This is a genomic window from Pseudomonas sp. GW821-FHT09E12 (assembly GCF_059416085.1).
On the sequence record NZ_JBWKOM010000005.1, the window covers coordinates 139,646 to 154,643 of the forward strand.

A 14,998-nucleotide genomic window follows, 5' to 3' on the forward strand; every position below is an offset into this window, starting at 1 on the left:
GGTTTTTGACGATGAAGATCGGTGTAATCGGTGGCGGCCAACTGGGTCGCATGTTGGCTCTGGCGGGCACTCCGCTGGGGATGAACTTCGCTTTCCTCGACCCGGCTCCGGACGCCTGTGCCGCTGCCCTGGGCGAACACCTGCGAGCCGATTACGGCGATCAGGATCACCTGCGCCAGCTGGCTGACGAAGTGGACCTGGTGACCTTCGAGTTCGAAAGCGTGCCGGCGGAAACCGTGGCCTTCCTGTCGCAGTTCGTCCCGGTCTACCCGAGCGCCGAAGCCCTGCGCATCGCCCGAGATCGCTGGTTCGAGAAGAGCATGTTCAAGGACCTGGGGATTCCGACCCCGGCGTTCGCCGACATCCAGTCGCAAGCCGACCTGGAGGCCGCCGTGGCCAGCATCGGCCTGCCGGCCGTGCTGAAAACCCGCACCCTGGGTTACGACGGCAAGGGCCAGAAAGTCCTGCGCAGCCCTGAAGACGTGGTCGGCACTTTCGCCGAGCTGGGCAGCGTGGGGTGCCTGCTGGAGGGCTTCGTGCCGTTCACCGGCGAAGTCTCGCTGATCGCCGTGCGCGCCCGCGATGGAGAAACCCGCTTCTACCCGCTGGTGCACAACACTCACCACAGCGGCATCCTCAAGCTGTCCGTGGCCAGCAGCGATCACCCGCTGCAGGCCCTGGCCGAAGACTACTCCAGCCGTGTGCTCAAGCAGCTGGACTACGTCGGCGTGATGGCGTTCGAGTTCTTTGAAGTCGACGGTGGCCTCAAGGCCAACGAGATTGCGCCACGGGTGCACAACTCCGGGCACTGGACCACCGAAGGCGCCGAGTGCAGCCAGTTCGAGAACCACCTGCGGGCTGTCGCCGGCCTGCCGCTGGGTTCGACCGCCAAGGTCGGCGAGAGCGCGATGATCAACTTCATCGGCGAAGTGCCGGCGGTGGAGAAAGTCATCGCCATCGACGATTGCCACCTGCATCACTACGGCAAGGCTTTCAAGGTCGGGCGCAAGGTCGGTCACGCCAACCTGCGCTGCAAGGACAAGGCAACCCTCGAGGCGCAGATCCTCAAGGTCGAAGCGCTGATCGCCGAATAACTTCCTGAGGCCGCGGTGGAACCAATCGGGGCCGCCGTTCTCTGATGGCAGGATGCCAATGCGCTAACTAGGCTTTGGCATACCTAACTCATACAGAGGGAAATGCCATGGGAATTATTGGAACCATCTTTATCGGCTTGATCGTTGGCCTGCTGGCTCGCTTCCTGAAACCGGGCGATGACAGCATGGGCTGGATCATGACCATCCTGCTCGGTATCGGCGGTTCGCTGGCAGCCACCTACGGCGGCCAGGCCCTGGGCATCTACCAGGCGGGCCAGGGCGCGGGCTTCATCGGCGCGCTGGTTGGCGCGGTCGTGCTGCTGGTGATCTACGGCCTGGTCAAAAAGAACTGATTTAGCGACAAAGCCCTCTCTGCTGCGCAGGTAGAGAGGGCTAGAATGCCCGGCGTTGTCTTGTCCCTTTCTTGCCGAGCTCCTCCATGCGCCGTCTTCTGTTGATTCTTGTTCTGCTGGGCCCGGGCCTGGCTCATGCCGGCGAACTGCCGGAAACCGACTGGCTCGAACTGATGCCCAAGTCGGACCAGAAAGCCCTCGAGCAAATGCCGGAAATCGATCACAACTCCCCCGAAGCCAATGGCACCTTTACCGAAAAGGGCGGCCTGAAGCAGAGCAAGGGGTTGCCGGCGGTGATGTATTCGACCAAGACCGTGCCGGCCATGAACGGCAAGGACATCCGCATCGGCGGTTATCCGGTGCCGCTGGAGTCCGATGCCAAGGGGCGCAGCACGCTGTTTTTCCTCGTGCCTTACCCGGGCGCCTGTATCCATGTGCCGCCACCGCCGCCCAATCAACTGGTGCTGGTGCGTTTCCCCAAGGGCGTGAAGCTGGACGATATCTACACGCCGCTGTGGGTGACCGGCCACCTGAAGGTCGAGACGGTCAGCAACGACCTGGCCGACGCGGCCTATGCGCTGGATGCGCAGAAAGTGCGGGTGGTGCAGGAGTCGGATCTGTAGGACGGCGTTACAGCGCTACGCTGGTAACGCTCACGCCCAGGGTATGACTGGCGCCCGGCGCCAGGGTCACCACGTCATCCATCACGTTGGCGGTCTCGATGCACAGCATGCGTTGCCAGCCATCGTCGGCCATGTCGCTGAACTGCTCGGCGCGAGCGATCCACGGGTTCCAGATCACCGCCGAGCGCGAGCCGTTGCTGGTCAGCTGGATGCGCCGCTCCCAGGCCGGGTCGACGATGCTCAGCTGTGGCGGAGGGTCGAGGTAGATACGGTCGGTTTCGCCGGTGAAATGCAGGTCGCCGGACTGCTGTGCAGTCTTCCAGTCATCCAGGGTCTCGATGTAATTCAGGCCGTCCAACCCTTCGACATGCACCTTGCGCACATCGCTGACCGCGAAGTAGCTGTGCAGCGCCTGGCTGATGGTGACCGTGTCGTCGCCCAGGTTGTGGCTGGTGAGGTTGATGTGCAGTTGCTCATCGAGGCGGATGCTCAGCTTCAGCTCGACCTGGTGCGGCCAGCCTGGCAGCCCGCCTTCGGGGATCGGCAGTTGCAGTTCCACCAGCAGGCTTTCGCCTTCGGCCTGGATGCCCAGCAGTTCCCAGTCGGTGGCGCGGACCAGGCCATGGGCGCCGGCCGGCTCGCTGCCCTGGCGCATGGCCTGGACGCTTTGCGGGTTGCGCGCGAAGTTGCCGAACCACGGCCAGCACACCGGAACGCCGGCGCGGATGCTTTTGCCGGTCTTGAACACGGCCTCGTCGTTGAGCCAGATCAGCGGCGGTTGCCCGGCCAATTGATAGCTGAGGATGTGCGCGCCTTGCTGGGCCACCAGCAGTTCGGCCTGACCGTGGCGGATGCGCCAGCAGTTCAGTTCATCCAGTTTCACCGTTTCAACGTGAGGGGTAGGCATGGTGCTGTTCTCGTTCAAAAGCAGGGCTGCTATGGACCACGTAACAGCCGCCGGGTTTAACCCACGCCGAATTTAACGGGCCCTGGGTGGAACCGAGCGGGTGCGGCCACTGCCGTCGATGGCAACGAACACGAACACCGCCTCGGTGACCTTGCGCCATTCGCTGGACAGCGGATCGTCGCTCCAGACCTCGACCATCATCTGGATCGAGCTGCGACCGATTTCCAGGGTCTGGGTATAAAAGGAAAGCTGCGCGCCGACCGCGACCGGCACCAGGAATGCCATGCGGTCGATGGCGACCGTGGCGACACGCCCGCCGGCCACGCGACTGGCCATGGCGGTACCCGCCAGGTCCATCTGGGCCACCAGCCAGCCGCCGAAAATATCGCCAAAGCCGTTGGTTTCGCGGGGAAGCGCGGTGATTTGCAAGGCCAGGTCGCCTTGCGGGATCGGATCTTCTTGTTCGAGCTCTATCATGCCGGGGGTGCCTCTGACCCGTGACTCTTCATTGGTACTTCAGGTGAATAGCCGTCTTGAGGAAAAACGATTCAGCCCGAACATACTACGTTCGTCACGTTCTTCGTAAGGCGTACTAAAGGGAAACTCTGCGAAACCGGCTGGCCCAGTCGGCGCCTGGGGCGCCCAGCGGCGTTTTCGCACAGCAACCCTTGCCGGGGCGGCGTTGCTCCAATGCCTGCGAGTATATCGGTCGACAGGCCCGGCGACGACCATCCGGTTCTGATTTTGATTGTCAATTGTGCCCGTCTATGTGCTTTTTCGAACAATTTGCTATCGTGCCGAACCTGCCAGGCCACAACCAGCGCTGTTGCGGCTTCCAGAACCGACTATAAGAGAAGCCCTTGCCATGACCACTGTGCCTTCGAGCGTCGCGCAGCCCGCGCAACCTGCTCGTCCGTTGACCCGCAATGACTACAAGACCCTGTCGCTGTCCGCCCTGGGCGGCGCGCTGGAGTTCTACGACTTCATCATTTTCGTGTTCTTCGCCACGGTGGTCGGCAAGCTGTTCTTCCCGGCGGATATGCCCGAGTGGCTGCGCCTGATGCAGACCTTCGGCATCTTCGCCGCCGGCTATCTGGCCCGGCCCCTGGGCGGGATCGTCATGGCGCACTTCGGCGACCTGCTCGGGCGCAAGAAGATGTTCACCCTGAGCATTTTCATGATGGCGGTGCCGACCCTGATCATGGGCCTGCTGCCGACCTACGCGCAGATCGGCATGTGGGCGCCGATCCTGTTGCTGCTGATGCGGGTGATCCAGGGCGCGGCCATCGGCGGTGAAGTGCCGGGCGCCTGGGTGTTCGTTTCCGAGCATGTACCGCAGCGGCATATCGGCTACGCCTGCGGCACCCTGACCTCGGGCCTGACGGCCGGCATTCTCTTGGGGTCGCTGGTGGCCACCGCGATCAACAGCATCTATACCCCGGGCGAAGTCGCCGATTACGCCTGGCGGATTCCGTTCCTGCTCGGCGGCGTGTTCGGTCTGTTCTCGGTGTACCTGCGCCGCTGGCTGCACGAAACCCCGGTGTTCGCCGAGCTGCAGCTGCGCAAGGCCCTGGCCGAGGAAGTGCCGCTGCGCGCGGTGCTGCGCGACCACCGCAGCGCGATCATTCTCTCGATGCTGCTGACCTGGCTGCTGTCCGCCGGGATCATCGTGGTGATCCTGATGACTCCGACCGTGCTGCAGACGGTCTATCACTTCACCCCGACCACCGCGTTGCAGGCCAACAGCCTGGCGATCGTGTTCCTGAGCCTGGGTTGCGTGGCGTCCGGCGCGCTGGCCGACCGTTTTGGCGCCGGCCGGGTATTCGTGTTCGGCAGCGCGCTGCTGCTGGCGACTTCCTGGACCTTCTACCACAGCCTGCTGGATCACCCGGACTGGCTGTTCCCGCTGTACGCGCTGACCGGCCTGCTGGTGGGCACCATCGGCGCGGTGCCGTATGTGATGGTCAAGGCCTTCCCGGCGGTGGTGCGCTTCAGCGGCCTGTCGTTCTCCTACAACCTGGCCTACGCGATCTTCGGTGGCCTGACGCCGATGGTGGTGACCGCGCTGCTCAAGGAGAGCCCGATGGGCCCGGCCTATTATGTTGCAATTATTTGCAGCATCGGGATCCTGGTCGGCCTGTACCTGTGGAAAAAGGGCCGCTGATCCCGGCCTTGCGCACGCCCCTGTAGCCGCTACCGCAGGCTGCGATCGACCCGAAGGGGCGCGTCGGTCTTCTACGCGCAGAAGGGCCTGCGGCCCTATCGCAGCCTTCGGCAGCGGCTACAAAACGCTCTATAAAGAAAGGCCAGCCTTCCATCGCGAATGCTGGCCTTTCATCTAATTGTCATATTTCAGCCATAGAGTGTTCACACGGCCTACAGATACTTGGCCCGACTTAACACACCCTATCTGCTAGGAGTAAGGCATGAAACTGAAGCGTTTGATGGCGGCAATGACTTTTGTCGCTGCTGGCGTTGCGACTGCCCACGCGGTTGCCGCTGTTGACCCTGCTATCCCGAGCTACACCAAGACCACTGGTGTATCGGGCAACCTGTCCAGCGTCGGTTCCGATACCCTGGCCAACCTCATGACCCTGTGGGCCGAGCACTACAAAAAAGAATACCCGAACGTAAACATCCAGATTCAGGCCGCTGGCTCCGCCACCGCGCCACCTGCGCTGACCGAAGGCACCTCCAACCTGGGCCCGATGAGCCGCAAGATGAAGGACACCGAACTGGCTGCCTTCGAGCAGAAGTACGGCTACAAGCCAACCGCCATCCCGGTTGCCGTGGACGCCCTGGCGGTGTTCGTGCACAAGGACAACCCGATCCAGCACCTGACCATGGAACAGGTTGATGCGATCTTCTCGTCGACCCGCCTGTGCGGCGCCAAGGCCGACGTCAAGACCTGGGGCGACCTGGGCGTGACCGGCGACCTGGCCAACAAGCCGGTCCAGCTGTTCGGTCGTAACTCGGTATCCGGCACCTACGGCTACTTCAAGGAAGAAGCCCTGTGCAAAGGCGACTACAAGCCTAACGTCAACGAACAGCCTGGTTCGGCTTCGGTGGTCCAGTCCATCAGCTCCTCGCTGAACGGCATCGGCTACTCGGGCATCGGCTACAAGACCGCCAGCGTGAAGACCGTGGCCCTGGCCAAGAAAGGCAGCAGCGACTTCATCGAAGACACCGAAGAAAACGCCCTGAACGGCAAGTACCCGCTGTCCCGCTTCCTGTACGTGTACATCAACAAGGCCCCGAACAAGCCTCTGGCCCCGCTGGAAGCCGAGTTCGTGAAACTGGTTCTGTCGAAACAGGGCCAGGAAGTGGTAGTGAAAGACGGCTACATCCCACTGCCAGCCAAAGTCGCCGCCAAGGCACTGGCTGACCTGGGCCTGCAGGAAGGCGCTGCAGTCGTAAAGAAGTAACACCCTAGGTCCGGGCCTGTCCCGGACCTTGTAGGAGCGAGCTTGCTCGCGACATGATGGCGAGGCCAACGCAGCATCTGTGTCTGGCGGCTCCCATCGCGAGCAAGCTCGCTCCTACACCCCTCAATTTTCGATCCGCTGCCAGCTCTGCTCCGCGGCGGATTTGTTGCGTCACTGCATTGTCATCTTTCTGTCATACAGGATCGCTAGGGTGTGCGCATGAATGATCTGGCCAACTCCACCATGACTCCGACTTCTCCCCCCAAGCGCATTGACTTCAATACGCCTGAGCTGCAACGCAAGCGCCGCATCCGCGCGCTGAAAGATCGCCTGACCCGCTGGTACGTCCTCGTTGGCGGTCTGGCCGTGCTGGCCGCGATCACCCTGATCTTCTTCTTCCTCGCCTATGTCGTGCTGCCCCTGTTCCAGGGCGCCGACCTGACCGCCAAGGACCCGCTGACGCCAGCCTGGATGCAGGACGCCGGCAAGCCGCTGATGTTCTCCCTGGAAGAGCAGAACCAGGTCGGTATGCGGGTTTCCGACAAGGGCCAGGCGCTGTTCTTCGACATCGACAACGGTGCCGAGCTGCGCCGCGTCGACCTGCCGATCCCGGCCGGCACCACCGTCACCGCTATCGGCAAGGATCAGCCGGGCAGCCCGCTGGTGGTGGTTGGCCTGTCCAACGGCCAGGCGCTGGTGTTCCGTCACACCTATAAGGTCAGCTATCCGGAAGGCAAGAAAACCATCTCGCCGGCCATCGAATACCCCTACGGCGAAACCCCGATCGTGCTGAACGAGCAGGGCGGTGCCCTGGAGCACGTCAACCTCAACGCCACCGATTCGGCGCTGGTGGTGGCCGGTTCCAGCGGCGCGCAACTGCACGTGCTGCAGCTGACCCGCGAAGAAAACATGATGACCGGCGAGGTCACCAGCGAGCAGAACCGCATCGAGCTGCCGCAGATGACCGAACCGGTCAAGGCCATGTACATCGACCCGCGCCAGCAGTGGCTGTACGTGATCAACGGGCGTGCCCAGGCCGACGTATTCAGCCTGCGCGACAAGAGCCTCAACGGTCGCTACAAACTGCTGGAGGATGCCGATGCCGAAGTGACGGCCAGCACCCAGCTGGTGGGCGGTATCTCGCTGATCATCGGTACTTCCAAGGGCGGCCTGGCCCAGTGGTTCATGGCCCGCGACCCGGACGGCGAACTGCGCCTGAAGCAGATCCGTACCTTCCAGATGGGCACCACGCCGATCATCGAAATCACTGCCGAAGAGCGCCGCAAGGGCTTCGTCGCCCTGGACGCCTCGGGCAAGCTCGGCGTGTTCCACAGCACCGCGCACCGCACCCTGCTGGTGGACCAGGTGGTCGAGGGCGAAGGCCTGTTCGGCCTGTCGCCACGGGCCAACCGGGTGATCGTCGAAGCCGGCGGCAAGCTGCAACCGCTGGTGCTCGACAACCCGCACCCGGAAGTGTCCTGGAGCGCGCTGTGGAGCAAGGTCTGGTACGAGAACTACGACGAGCCTAAATACGTCTGGCAATCGACCGCGGCCAACACCGACTTCGAACCCAAGCTGAGCCTTTCGCCGCTGACCTTCGGTACGTTGAAGGCAGCGTTCTACGCGATGCTGCTGGCAGCTCCGCTGGCGGTGGCCGCGGCGATCTACACCGCTTACTTCATGGCTCCGGGCATGCGCCGCAAGGTCAAGCCGGTGATCGAGCTGATGGAAGCGATGCCGACGGTGATCCTCGGCTTCTTCGCCGGCCTGTTCCTCGCGCCTTACGTCGAAGGCCATCTGCCGGGCATCTTCAGCCTGTTGATGCTGCTGCCGATCGGCATCCTGGTGGCCGGTTTCGTCTTCAGCCGCCTGCCTGAGTCGGTGCGCCTCAAGGTGCCGGATGGCTGGGAAAGCGCGATCCTGATCCCGGTGATCATCCTGGTGGGCTGGTTCTCGCTGTACATGAGCCCGTTCATGGAGAACTGGTTCTTCGGCGGCGACATGCGCATGTGGATCTCCCATGACCTGGGCATCACCTACGACCAGCGCAACGCCCTGGTGGTCGGCCTGGCCATGGGGTTTGCGGTGATTCCGAACATCTACTCGATCGCCGAAGACGCCGTGTTCAGCGTGCCGCGCGGCCTGACCCTGGGTTCCCTGGCCCTGGGCGCCACGCCGTGGCAGACCATGACCCGCGTGGTGATCCTCACCGCCAGCCCGGGCATCTTCTCGGCGCTGATGATCGGCATGGGCCGCGCGGTCGGCGAAACCATGATCGTGCTGATGGCCACCGGCAACACCCCAGTCATGGAAATGAACCTGTTCGAAGGCCTGCGCACCCTGGCGGCCAACGTCGCGGTGGAAATGCCGGAGTCGGAAGTCGGCGGCAGCCACTACCGCGTGCTGTTCCTCTCGGCGCTGGTGCTGCTGCTGTTCACCTTCGTCATGAACACCCTCGCCGAGCTGATCCGTCAGCGTCTGCGCAAGAAATACTCGTCGCTTTAAGAAAGGTAGAAGTCTGTGAAACAGAACTCCCTGAATGGATGGTTCAAGAGCGGCGCCCCGGGCGTCTGGATCAGCGGTGGCGCGGTGTCCATCGCGGTCATCATGACTATCGGCCTGTTGGCGGTGATCGCCGTGCGCGGTCTGGGCCACTTCTGGCCGGCGGACCTGGTGCATGCCCACTACGACGTGCCGGGCCAGGCCAACCACCTGGTCATCGGCGAAGTGGTGCAGAAAGAAGAAGTGCCGCGGGCACGCCTCAAGAGCGCCGGCCTGCCGGTGCCGGACGAAGGCCCCGAGTTCATGACCCGCGAGCTGATCAAGGTCGGCAACCGTGACCTGAACGGCAACGACTTCACCTGGATCGTCGGCGACTGGCTGACCAACCAGACCACGCCGCCGGAGCTGATGGCCATCGAGCGGCGCGAGTGGGGCAACTTCTACGGCTACCTGGTCAACGTCAAGCAGGATGGCAAGGTCATCGCCGAAGGCGAAGCGGCCTGGCCGGAACTGCAGGCGCGGATCGAGCGAGTGAACAAGCTGGCGGCCCAGCTCAAGACCCTGGAGAAAGTCGACATCGGCGCGATCAACGCCGGCCTCGAGCGCATCCGCCTGCACGGTCGCAAGCTGGAACTGGACGGCAAGCTCGATGCCGCCGCCCAGGCCGACATGGAAAGCGAACGCGCCGAGCTGAACGCCCGTTACCAGGACGTCGAGGCCCGCCTGAGCGACCTGCACGCGCAGTTCAACCGTGACAGCCTCACCGCCCGCGACGCCAACGGCAAAGAGATCGAGATCAGTCTGGGCAAGGTGGTGCATGCCTACCAGCCGAACGCCATGGGCACCTTCACCAAGCTGGGTTTCTACTTCAGCAAGGTCTGGGAATTCCTCAGCGACGACCCGCGTGAAGCCAACACCGAGGGCGGTATCTTCCCGGCGATCTTCGGTACCGTGATGATGACCCTGATCATGGCGATGATCGTCACCCCGTTCGGCGTGCTGGCGGCGGTGTACCTGCGCGAATACGCCAAGCAGAACACCCTGACCCGGGTGATCCGCATCGCCGTGAACAACCTGGCGGGCGTGCCGGCCATCGTCTATGGGGTGTTCGGCCTGGGCTTCTTCGTCTATGTGCTGGGCGGTTCCCTCGACCGCTTGTTCTTCCCCGAAGCGCTGCCGGCGCCGACCTTCGGTACCCCGGGCCTGCTCTGGGCTTCCCTGACCCTGGCGCTGCTGGCGGTGCCGGTGGTGATTGTGGCCACCGAGGAAGGCCTGGCGCGGATTCCCCGCACCGTGCGTGAAGGTTCCCTGGCCCTGGGCGCGACCAAGGCGGAAACCCTGTGGAAGATCGTGCTGCCAATGGCCAGCCCGGCGATGATGACCGGCATGATCCTCGCGGTGGCCCGCGCCGCCGGTGAAGTGGCGCCGCTGATGCTGGTGGGTGTGGTGAAACTGGCGCCGTCGCTGCCGGTGGACGGCAACTACCCGTACCTGCACCTGGACCAGAAGATCATGCACCTGGGCTTCCACATCTATGACGTCGGCTTCCAGAGCCCCAACGTCGAGGCCGCGCGGCCGCTGGTTTACGCCACGGCGCTGCTGCTGGTGCTGGTGATCGCGACGCTCAACCTGTCGGCAGTGTGGATTCGTAACCACCTGCGCGAGAAATACAAGGCGCTGGATAGTTAACACCGCTCCTACAGAACGGCAACACCGCTGGCCCATTTTGTGAGGCCAGCGGCTCATTGAAACGAATTTGTTAGCGTAGGGAGTGACCCATGCAGCAAGAAGCACATACCCATGGCATCAACATGTCGGCCCTGGGCCGCGACAAGCAGAGCCTGAACCTGGACCAGGAAACCGTGGCCATCGAAGTCCCGGGCCTGAGCCTGTTCTACGGTGAGAAGCAGGCGCTGTTCGACGTCAGCATGAACATTCCGAAGCAGCGCGTGACCGCCTTCATCGGCCCGTCCGGCTGCGGCAAGTCGACCCTGCTGCGTACCTTCAACCGGATGAACGACCTGGTGGACGGCTGCCGCGTGGAAGGCGAGATCAACCTCTACGGCAACAACATCTACCGCAAGGGCGAAGACGTGGCCGAGCTGCGCCGCCGCGTGGGCATGGTGTTCCAGAAGCCCAACCCGTTCCCGAAAACCATCTACGAGAACGTGGTCTACGGCCTGCGCATCCAGGGCATTAACAAGAAGCGCATCCTCGACGAAGCCGTCGAGTGGGCCCTCAAGGGCGCGGCGCTGTGGGACGAGGTCAAGGATCGCCTGCATGAATCGGCACTCGGCCTGTCCGGTGGTCAGCAGCAGCGTCTGGTGATCGCCCGCACCATCGCCGTGGAACCGGAAGTGTTGCTGCTCGACGAACCGTGCTCGGCGCTCGATCCGATCTCCACCTTGAAGGTCGAAGAACTGATCTACGAACTGAAATCGAAGTTCACCATTGTGATCGTGACCCACAACATGCAACAGGCCGCGCGTGTCTCCGACTACACGGCGTTCATGTACATGGGCAAACTGGTGGAATTCGGCGACACCGACACGCTGTTCACCAATCCGGCGAAGAAGCAGACCGAAGACTACATCACCGGTCGTTACGGCTAGGAAGCTGTTGTTGCTCACTGAACTGACGCTGCGGTCCACCGCACCTTACCGGACGCTCCAAGGACGCCAACCATGATTAGTAAAGAAGGCCTCACGCATCACATCTCCCAGCAGTTCAACGCCGAGCTCGAGGAGGTGCGCAGCCACCTCCTGGCGATGGGCGGGCTGGTCGAGAAACAAGTCAACGACGCCGTCACCGCGCTGATCGAAGCCGACTCGGGGCTCGCCCAGCAGGTGCGCGAGATCGACGACCAGATCAACCAGATGGAACGCAACATCGACGAAGAATGCCTGCGCATTCTCGCCCGTCGCCAGCCGGCGGCTTCCGACTTGCGCCTGATTATCAGCATTTCCAAGTCGGTGATCGACCTGGAGCGCATCGGCGACGAATCGACCAAGATCGCCCGTCGCGCCATCCAGCTGTGCGAAGAAGGCGAAGCCCCGCGCGGCTACGTGGAAGTGCGGCATATCGGCGACCAGGTGCGCAACATGGTCCGCGATGCGCTGGACGCCTTTGCCCGCTTCGACGCCGACCTGGCGCTGTCGGTGGCCCAGTACGACAAGATCATCGACCGCGAGTACAAGACCGCGCTGCGCGAGCTGGCCACCTACATGATGGAAGATCCACGCTCGATCTCGCGCGTTCTGAGCATCATCTGGGTCCTGCGCTCCCTGGAGCGGATCGGCGACCACGCGCGCAACATCTCGGAGCTGGTGATTTACCTGGTGCGCGGCACCGATGTGCGCCATCTGGGCCTGAAGCGGATGAAGGAAGAAGTTGAAGGCACCAGTGCCGAAAGCGCTAATGTTCCGGGTGAAGCTGACGATAAGTAAGGTTGCCCGAGAGAAGCGCCCGGCCCTTTGGCCGGGCGTTTTCGTTTATGGGGATTTAACTTGAAAAGCAGCGCCCGCGAACGAAAAGTCCCGGCGTGACTGAAGAGTTTTGGCAAAGTGCCATCAGTAAAGCGTTATGCTAGCCGGGATTTTTAAAGGGGTGGTCGATGAGTAAGGTAAGTGTGTTGGTGGTGGATGACGCTTCGTTCATTCGTGACCTGGTGAAGAAATGTCTGCGCAACTACTTCCCTGGCATCAAGATCGAGGACGCCATCAACGGCCGTAAAGCCCAGGCCCTGCTGGCCCGTGAAGCCTTCGACCTGGTCCTGTGCGACTGGGAAATGCCGGAAATGTCTGGCCTGGAGCTGCTGACCTGGTGCCGCGGCCAGGAGGCGATGAAGGCCATGCCGTTCATCATGGTCACCAGTCGCGGCGACAAGGAGAACGTGGTGCAGGCGATCCAGGCCGGCGTCTCCGGCTACGTCAGCAAGCCGTTCACCAACGAGCAACTGCTGACCAAGGTCAAGCAGGCGCTGAACAAGGTCGGCAAGCTCGACACCCTGATGAACAGCGCGCCGACCAAGATGAACTCGGCGTTCGGCAATGACTCCCTGAGTGCACTGACCGGCGGCAAGGCCGAAGTCATCGGCGCCGCGCCGGCGGCTGCGGCGGTCAATCCGTTTGCCAAACCTGCCGTGGTGTCCGCTCCTGCTCCCGCTGCAGCCCCGTCTCGTGGGTTGCTCAACAGTCCTCCGGTGAAGGCGCCGGCTCCTGCCGCCGCTGCGTCTGCTGGTGGTCGTGGCCAGGGGCAGTTGCGCCTGCCCAACGGTACTCAGCAATGCGTGATCAAGGCGCTGAGCATCAAGGAGGCGCTGTTGGTGGTGAAGCGCACCGATACGCTGCCGCAGGTGCTCGACAGCGCCGTGCTGGACCTGGAGCAGGGCGACAATGCCGAAGTGGCGCGCCTGAACGGCTACCTGCATGCGGTGGTGGCCTATGAGCCGAAGCCGGACAGCGAGTGGTTGCAACTGACCTTCCGCTTCGTCGACCAGGATGCGCAGAAACTCGATTACATCTCCCGCCTGATCGCCCGCGGCACGGCGCAGAAGCACTTCGTCCCCGGCGCCTGAGGGGTTCCTGCCCCCCTGTTTCACGGGCAGCCACGCTTGCGTAGGAGCGAGGCTTGCCCGCGATAGCGTCCGCTCTGACGCTGCATTCTCCGGACCGCTGGCCCCCGACCTTTCACATCCCCACACAATCCCTCGATTGCTTCCTTCTGGGCTCAAACCTAGGCTCTGGTTTGTCGCGGCCAATTCCGCGACCGGGTTTGGCGACTCGTGTTAATAGGCGTAACAGCGCCATGTATCATGTCGGGCATTTCGTGTTCGCCGTGTTATGGCGGCTGTGCGTGGGAGACCTTCGGGTCTGCCGGTTTTCCTATTTACCCGGTTCGCCAACCTGCGTACAGCTGCCACCCTATCGTTTGGCGACGATGGCTGACAGCTCCCAAAATAGGAGCGTTATCGATGTCCAAGCCAATTCCCCTCAAGTCCAACACCGGCGACTCCCCCGTTCTACTGATCAACCCGGATGCGTCGCTGGTCGATCTGCAGGCCAGTGCCAGTCTGCGTTTGAATGCGGCGCGAAACCTGCTGCAAACACTTTCCTGTACCACGCTTTTGCATGCTGACGAGGGTGATCTGGGGCGTGTCACTCAGGCGCTGCATCTGTTGCTGGATGATGGTTGTGATGTGTTGCAGGCTGCGCAGAGCAAGGCGTTGGGGGAAAGGGCAGTGGTTTGATGCCGTGTGTCCGATTCTCGGTTTTTCAGGTTGATTTATATCTGTACTGATATAGGTTGTGGTCTGTGCTTTTGGCTTTTCTTATGCCTGGCCACGCTTTGAAACAACCCGGTCGCGCGCTGTGGCGGTCGGGTTGTTTAACCTCTCTGGGGTCAGTAACGGGAGAGGTTCGATGTCTAGGCACAAGGATGTGGTGTTTGTCGGGAGCGCGCTCCGGGACCTCCGGGCTTTTCCGCTGGATGCGCGAAGGGCCGCGGGTTTTCAGCTGGATCTGTTGCAGCAGGGCGAGCCGCCCTATGACTGTCGGTCGATGAAAACCGTGGGGCCGGGGGTGTTCGAGATCAGGATCAGTGAGGATTCAGGAGCGTTTCGGGTGTTTTACGTGGCCAACCGGCCCGCGGCCATTTATGTGCTGCACGCCATGCGCAAGACCACCCGCAAGACCGAAGCGCGGGACATCGAGCTGGCTCGGGCCAGACTTCAGGAGATAAGTGCACGCCATGACCGATCACATGCATACCGAGCGTTTCGCCAGTGTCTGGGACGCGCTCGAAGGTTCGCCTCAGGAAGCCGCCAATATGCGCCTGCGCTCCAAGCTCATGCTGGAGCTGGGCAAGACCATCAAAGCCTGGGGTGTTTCGCAGAAGGAGGCCGCCAGGCGGCTCAATATCACCCAGCCGCGGCTCAACGACGTGCTCAGCGGCAAGATCAACAAGTTTTCCCTGGATGCGCTGGTCAACCTCTCCGACGCCGCGCACCTGGGGGTCGATATCAGTTTCAGTCCGTCGGCAATGGAACCTCTGGTGCAGGGTTGATTCATACAAAGTCCACGTCGGGCTGCTAGCC

Annotated in this window: 14 protein-coding genes and 1 pseudogene; 13 read left to right on the forward strand and 2 right to left on the reverse strand. The window is 62.5% G+C overall.

The window, feature by feature from the left end:
- Positions 1–11: 11 nt before the first annotated feature.
- The 3 genes from AC07PQ_RS15715 (at position 12) to AC07PQ_RS15725 (ending at position 2,070) form a co-directional block, all read left to right on the forward strand.
- Entirely contained in the window at positions 12–1,094 is a 1,083-nt protein-coding gene (locus AC07PQ_RS15715; RefSeq protein WP_007928513.1) for a 5-(carboxyamino)imidazole ribonucleotide synthase, read from the forward strand.
- A gap of 107 nt (positions 1,095–1,201) precedes the next feature.
- The gene (locus tag AC07PQ_RS15720; RefSeq protein WP_007928514.1) at positions 1,202–1,447 is read left to right on the forward strand and encodes a GlsB/YeaQ/YmgE family stress response membrane protein; all 246 of its coding nucleotides are present in this window, start codon (positions 1,202–1,204) and stop codon (positions 1,445–1,447) included.
- Between the two features lie 86 nt (positions 1,448–1,533).
- Positions 1,534–2,070, forward strand: coding sequence for a DUF3299 domain-containing protein (locus AC07PQ_RS15725; RefSeq protein ID WP_493185864.1), 537 nt, complete (start codon positions 1,534–1,536; stop codon positions 2,068–2,070).
- Between the two features lie 7 nt (positions 2,071–2,077).
- On the opposite strand, the gene AC07PQ_RS15730 is transcribed toward AC07PQ_RS15725, so the two are convergent.
- Together AC07PQ_RS15730 and AC07PQ_RS15735 are read right to left on the reverse strand one after the other, a co-directional pair.
- Positions 2,078–2,977 carry a D-hexose-6-phosphate mutarotase gene (locus AC07PQ_RS15730; protein ID WP_493185865.1) on the reverse strand — a complete coding sequence of 300 codons (900 nt, stop codon included), beginning with the start codon at positions 2,975–2,977 and terminating at the stop codon, positions 2,078–2,080.
- Between the two features lie 72 nt (positions 2,978–3,049).
- On the reverse strand, positions 3,050–3,454 hold the full coding sequence (locus tag AC07PQ_RS15735) for an acyl-CoA thioesterase (protein WP_003229628.1): 405 nt from the start codon (positions 3,452–3,454) through the stop codon (positions 3,050–3,052).
- 388 nt (positions 3,455–3,842) lie between these two features.
- Between AC07PQ_RS15735 and AC07PQ_RS15740 the strand changes: the two genes are divergently transcribed.
- The 10 genes and pseudogenes from AC07PQ_RS15740 to AC07PQ_RS15785 all read left to right on the forward strand — a co-directional run bounded on the left by AC07PQ_RS15740 (position 3,843) and on the right by AC07PQ_RS15785 (position 14,967).
- Entirely contained in the window at positions 3,843–5,141 is a 1,299-nt protein-coding gene (locus AC07PQ_RS15740) for an MFS transporter (protein ID WP_007928518.1), read from the forward strand.
- Positions 5,142–5,403: 262 nt separating this feature from the next.
- Positions 5,404–6,402 carry a phosphate ABC transporter substrate-binding protein PstS family protein gene (locus tag AC07PQ_RS15745; protein WP_007928520.1) on the forward strand — a complete coding sequence of 333 codons (999 nt, stop codon included), beginning with the start codon at positions 5,404–5,406 and terminating at the stop codon, positions 6,400–6,402.
- Positions 6,403–6,621: 219 nt separating this feature from the next.
- Positions 6,622–8,907 carry an ABC transporter permease subunit gene (locus AC07PQ_RS15750; RefSeq protein ID WP_009041368.1) on the forward strand — a complete coding sequence of 762 codons (2,286 nt, stop codon included), beginning with the start codon at positions 6,622–6,624 and terminating at the stop codon, positions 8,905–8,907.
- A gap of 15 nt (positions 8,908–8,922) precedes the next feature.
- Complete coding sequence (gene pstA, locus AC07PQ_RS15755; protein ID WP_007928524.1) at positions 8,923–10,593, forward strand: phosphate ABC transporter permease PstA; 1,671 nt, start codon at positions 8,923–8,925, stop codon at positions 10,591–10,593.
- Positions 10,594–10,682: 89 nt separating this feature from the next.
- Positions 10,683–11,516, forward strand: coding sequence for a phosphate ABC transporter ATP-binding protein PstB (gene pstB / locus AC07PQ_RS15760; protein WP_007928526.1), 834 nt, complete (start codon positions 10,683–10,685; stop codon positions 11,514–11,516).
- A 72-nt stretch (positions 11,517–11,588) separates the two neighbouring features.
- Complete coding sequence (phoU, locus tag AC07PQ_RS15765) at positions 11,589–12,350, forward strand: phosphate signaling complex protein PhoU (protein ID WP_007928528.1); 762 nt, start codon at positions 11,589–11,591, stop codon at positions 12,348–12,350.
- A gap of 167 nt (positions 12,351–12,517) precedes the next feature.
- Positions 12,518–13,480 carry a response regulator gene (locus tag AC07PQ_RS15770; RefSeq protein ID WP_493185866.1) on the forward strand — a complete coding sequence of 321 codons (963 nt, stop codon included), beginning with the start codon at positions 12,518–12,520 and terminating at the stop codon, positions 13,478–13,480.
- Between the two features lie 396 nt (positions 13,481–13,876).
- The gene (locus AC07PQ_RS15775; protein ID WP_493185867.1) at positions 13,877–14,152 is read left to right on the forward strand and encodes a hypothetical protein; all 276 of its coding nucleotides are present in this window, start codon (positions 13,877–13,879) and stop codon (positions 14,150–14,152) included.
- Between the two features lie 172 nt (positions 14,153–14,324).
- Positions 14,325–14,645 (forward strand): annotated as a pseudogene (locus AC07PQ_RS15780) (type II toxin-antitoxin system RelE/ParE family toxin); the annotation flags it as partial.
- Between the two features lie 7 nt (positions 14,646–14,652).
- Positions 14,653–14,967, forward strand: a complete 315-nt coding sequence (locus AC07PQ_RS15785) for a helix-turn-helix domain-containing protein (RefSeq protein ID WP_037004383.1) — start codon at positions 14,653–14,655, stop codon at positions 14,965–14,967.
- The last annotated feature ends 31 nt before the right edge of the window (positions 14,968–14,998 follow it).

Coding starts and splice junctions, on each gene's coding strand:
- AC07PQ_RS15715 (WP_007928513.1), top strand. CDS start 12: ATGAAGATCGGTGTAATCGGTGGCGGCCAACTGGGTCGCATGTTGGCT.
- AC07PQ_RS15720 (WP_007928514.1), top strand. CDS start 1,202: ATGGGAATTATTGGAACCATCTTTATCGGCTTGATCGTTGGCCTGCTG.
- AC07PQ_RS15725 (WP_493185864.1), top strand. CDS start 1,534: ATGCGCCGTCTTCTGTTGATTCTTGTTCTGCTGGGCCCGGGCCTGGCT.
- AC07PQ_RS15730 (WP_493185865.1), bottom strand. CDS start 2,977: ATGCCTACCCCTCACGTTGAAACGGTGAAACTGGATGAACTGAACTGC.
- AC07PQ_RS15735 (WP_003229628.1), bottom strand. CDS start 3,454: ATGATAGAGCTCGAACAAGAAGATCCGATCCCGCAAGGCGACCTGGCC.
- AC07PQ_RS15740 (WP_007928518.1), top strand. CDS start 3,843: ATGACCACTGTGCCTTCGAGCGTCGCGCAGCCCGCGCAACCTGCTCGT.
- AC07PQ_RS15745 (WP_007928520.1), top strand. CDS start 5,404: ATGAAACTGAAGCGTTTGATGGCGGCAATGACTTTTGTCGCTGCTGGC.
- AC07PQ_RS15750 (WP_009041368.1), top strand. CDS start 6,622: ATGAATGATCTGGCCAACTCCACCATGACTCCGACTTCTCCCCCCAAG.
- pstB (WP_007928526.1), top strand. CDS start 10,683: ATGCAGCAAGAAGCACATACCCATGGCATCAACATGTCGGCCCTGGGC.
- phoU (WP_007928528.1), top strand. CDS start 11,589: ATGATTAGTAAAGAAGGCCTCACGCATCACATCTCCCAGCAGTTCAAC.
- AC07PQ_RS15770 (WP_493185866.1), top strand. CDS start 12,518: ATGAGTAAGGTAAGTGTGTTGGTGGTGGATGACGCTTCGTTCATTCGT.
- AC07PQ_RS15775 (WP_493185867.1), top strand. CDS start 13,877: ATGTCCAAGCCAATTCCCCTCAAGTCCAACACCGGCGACTCCCCCGTT.
- AC07PQ_RS15785 (WP_037004383.1), top strand. CDS start 14,653: ATGACCGATCACATGCATACCGAGCGTTTCGCCAGTGTCTGGGACGCG.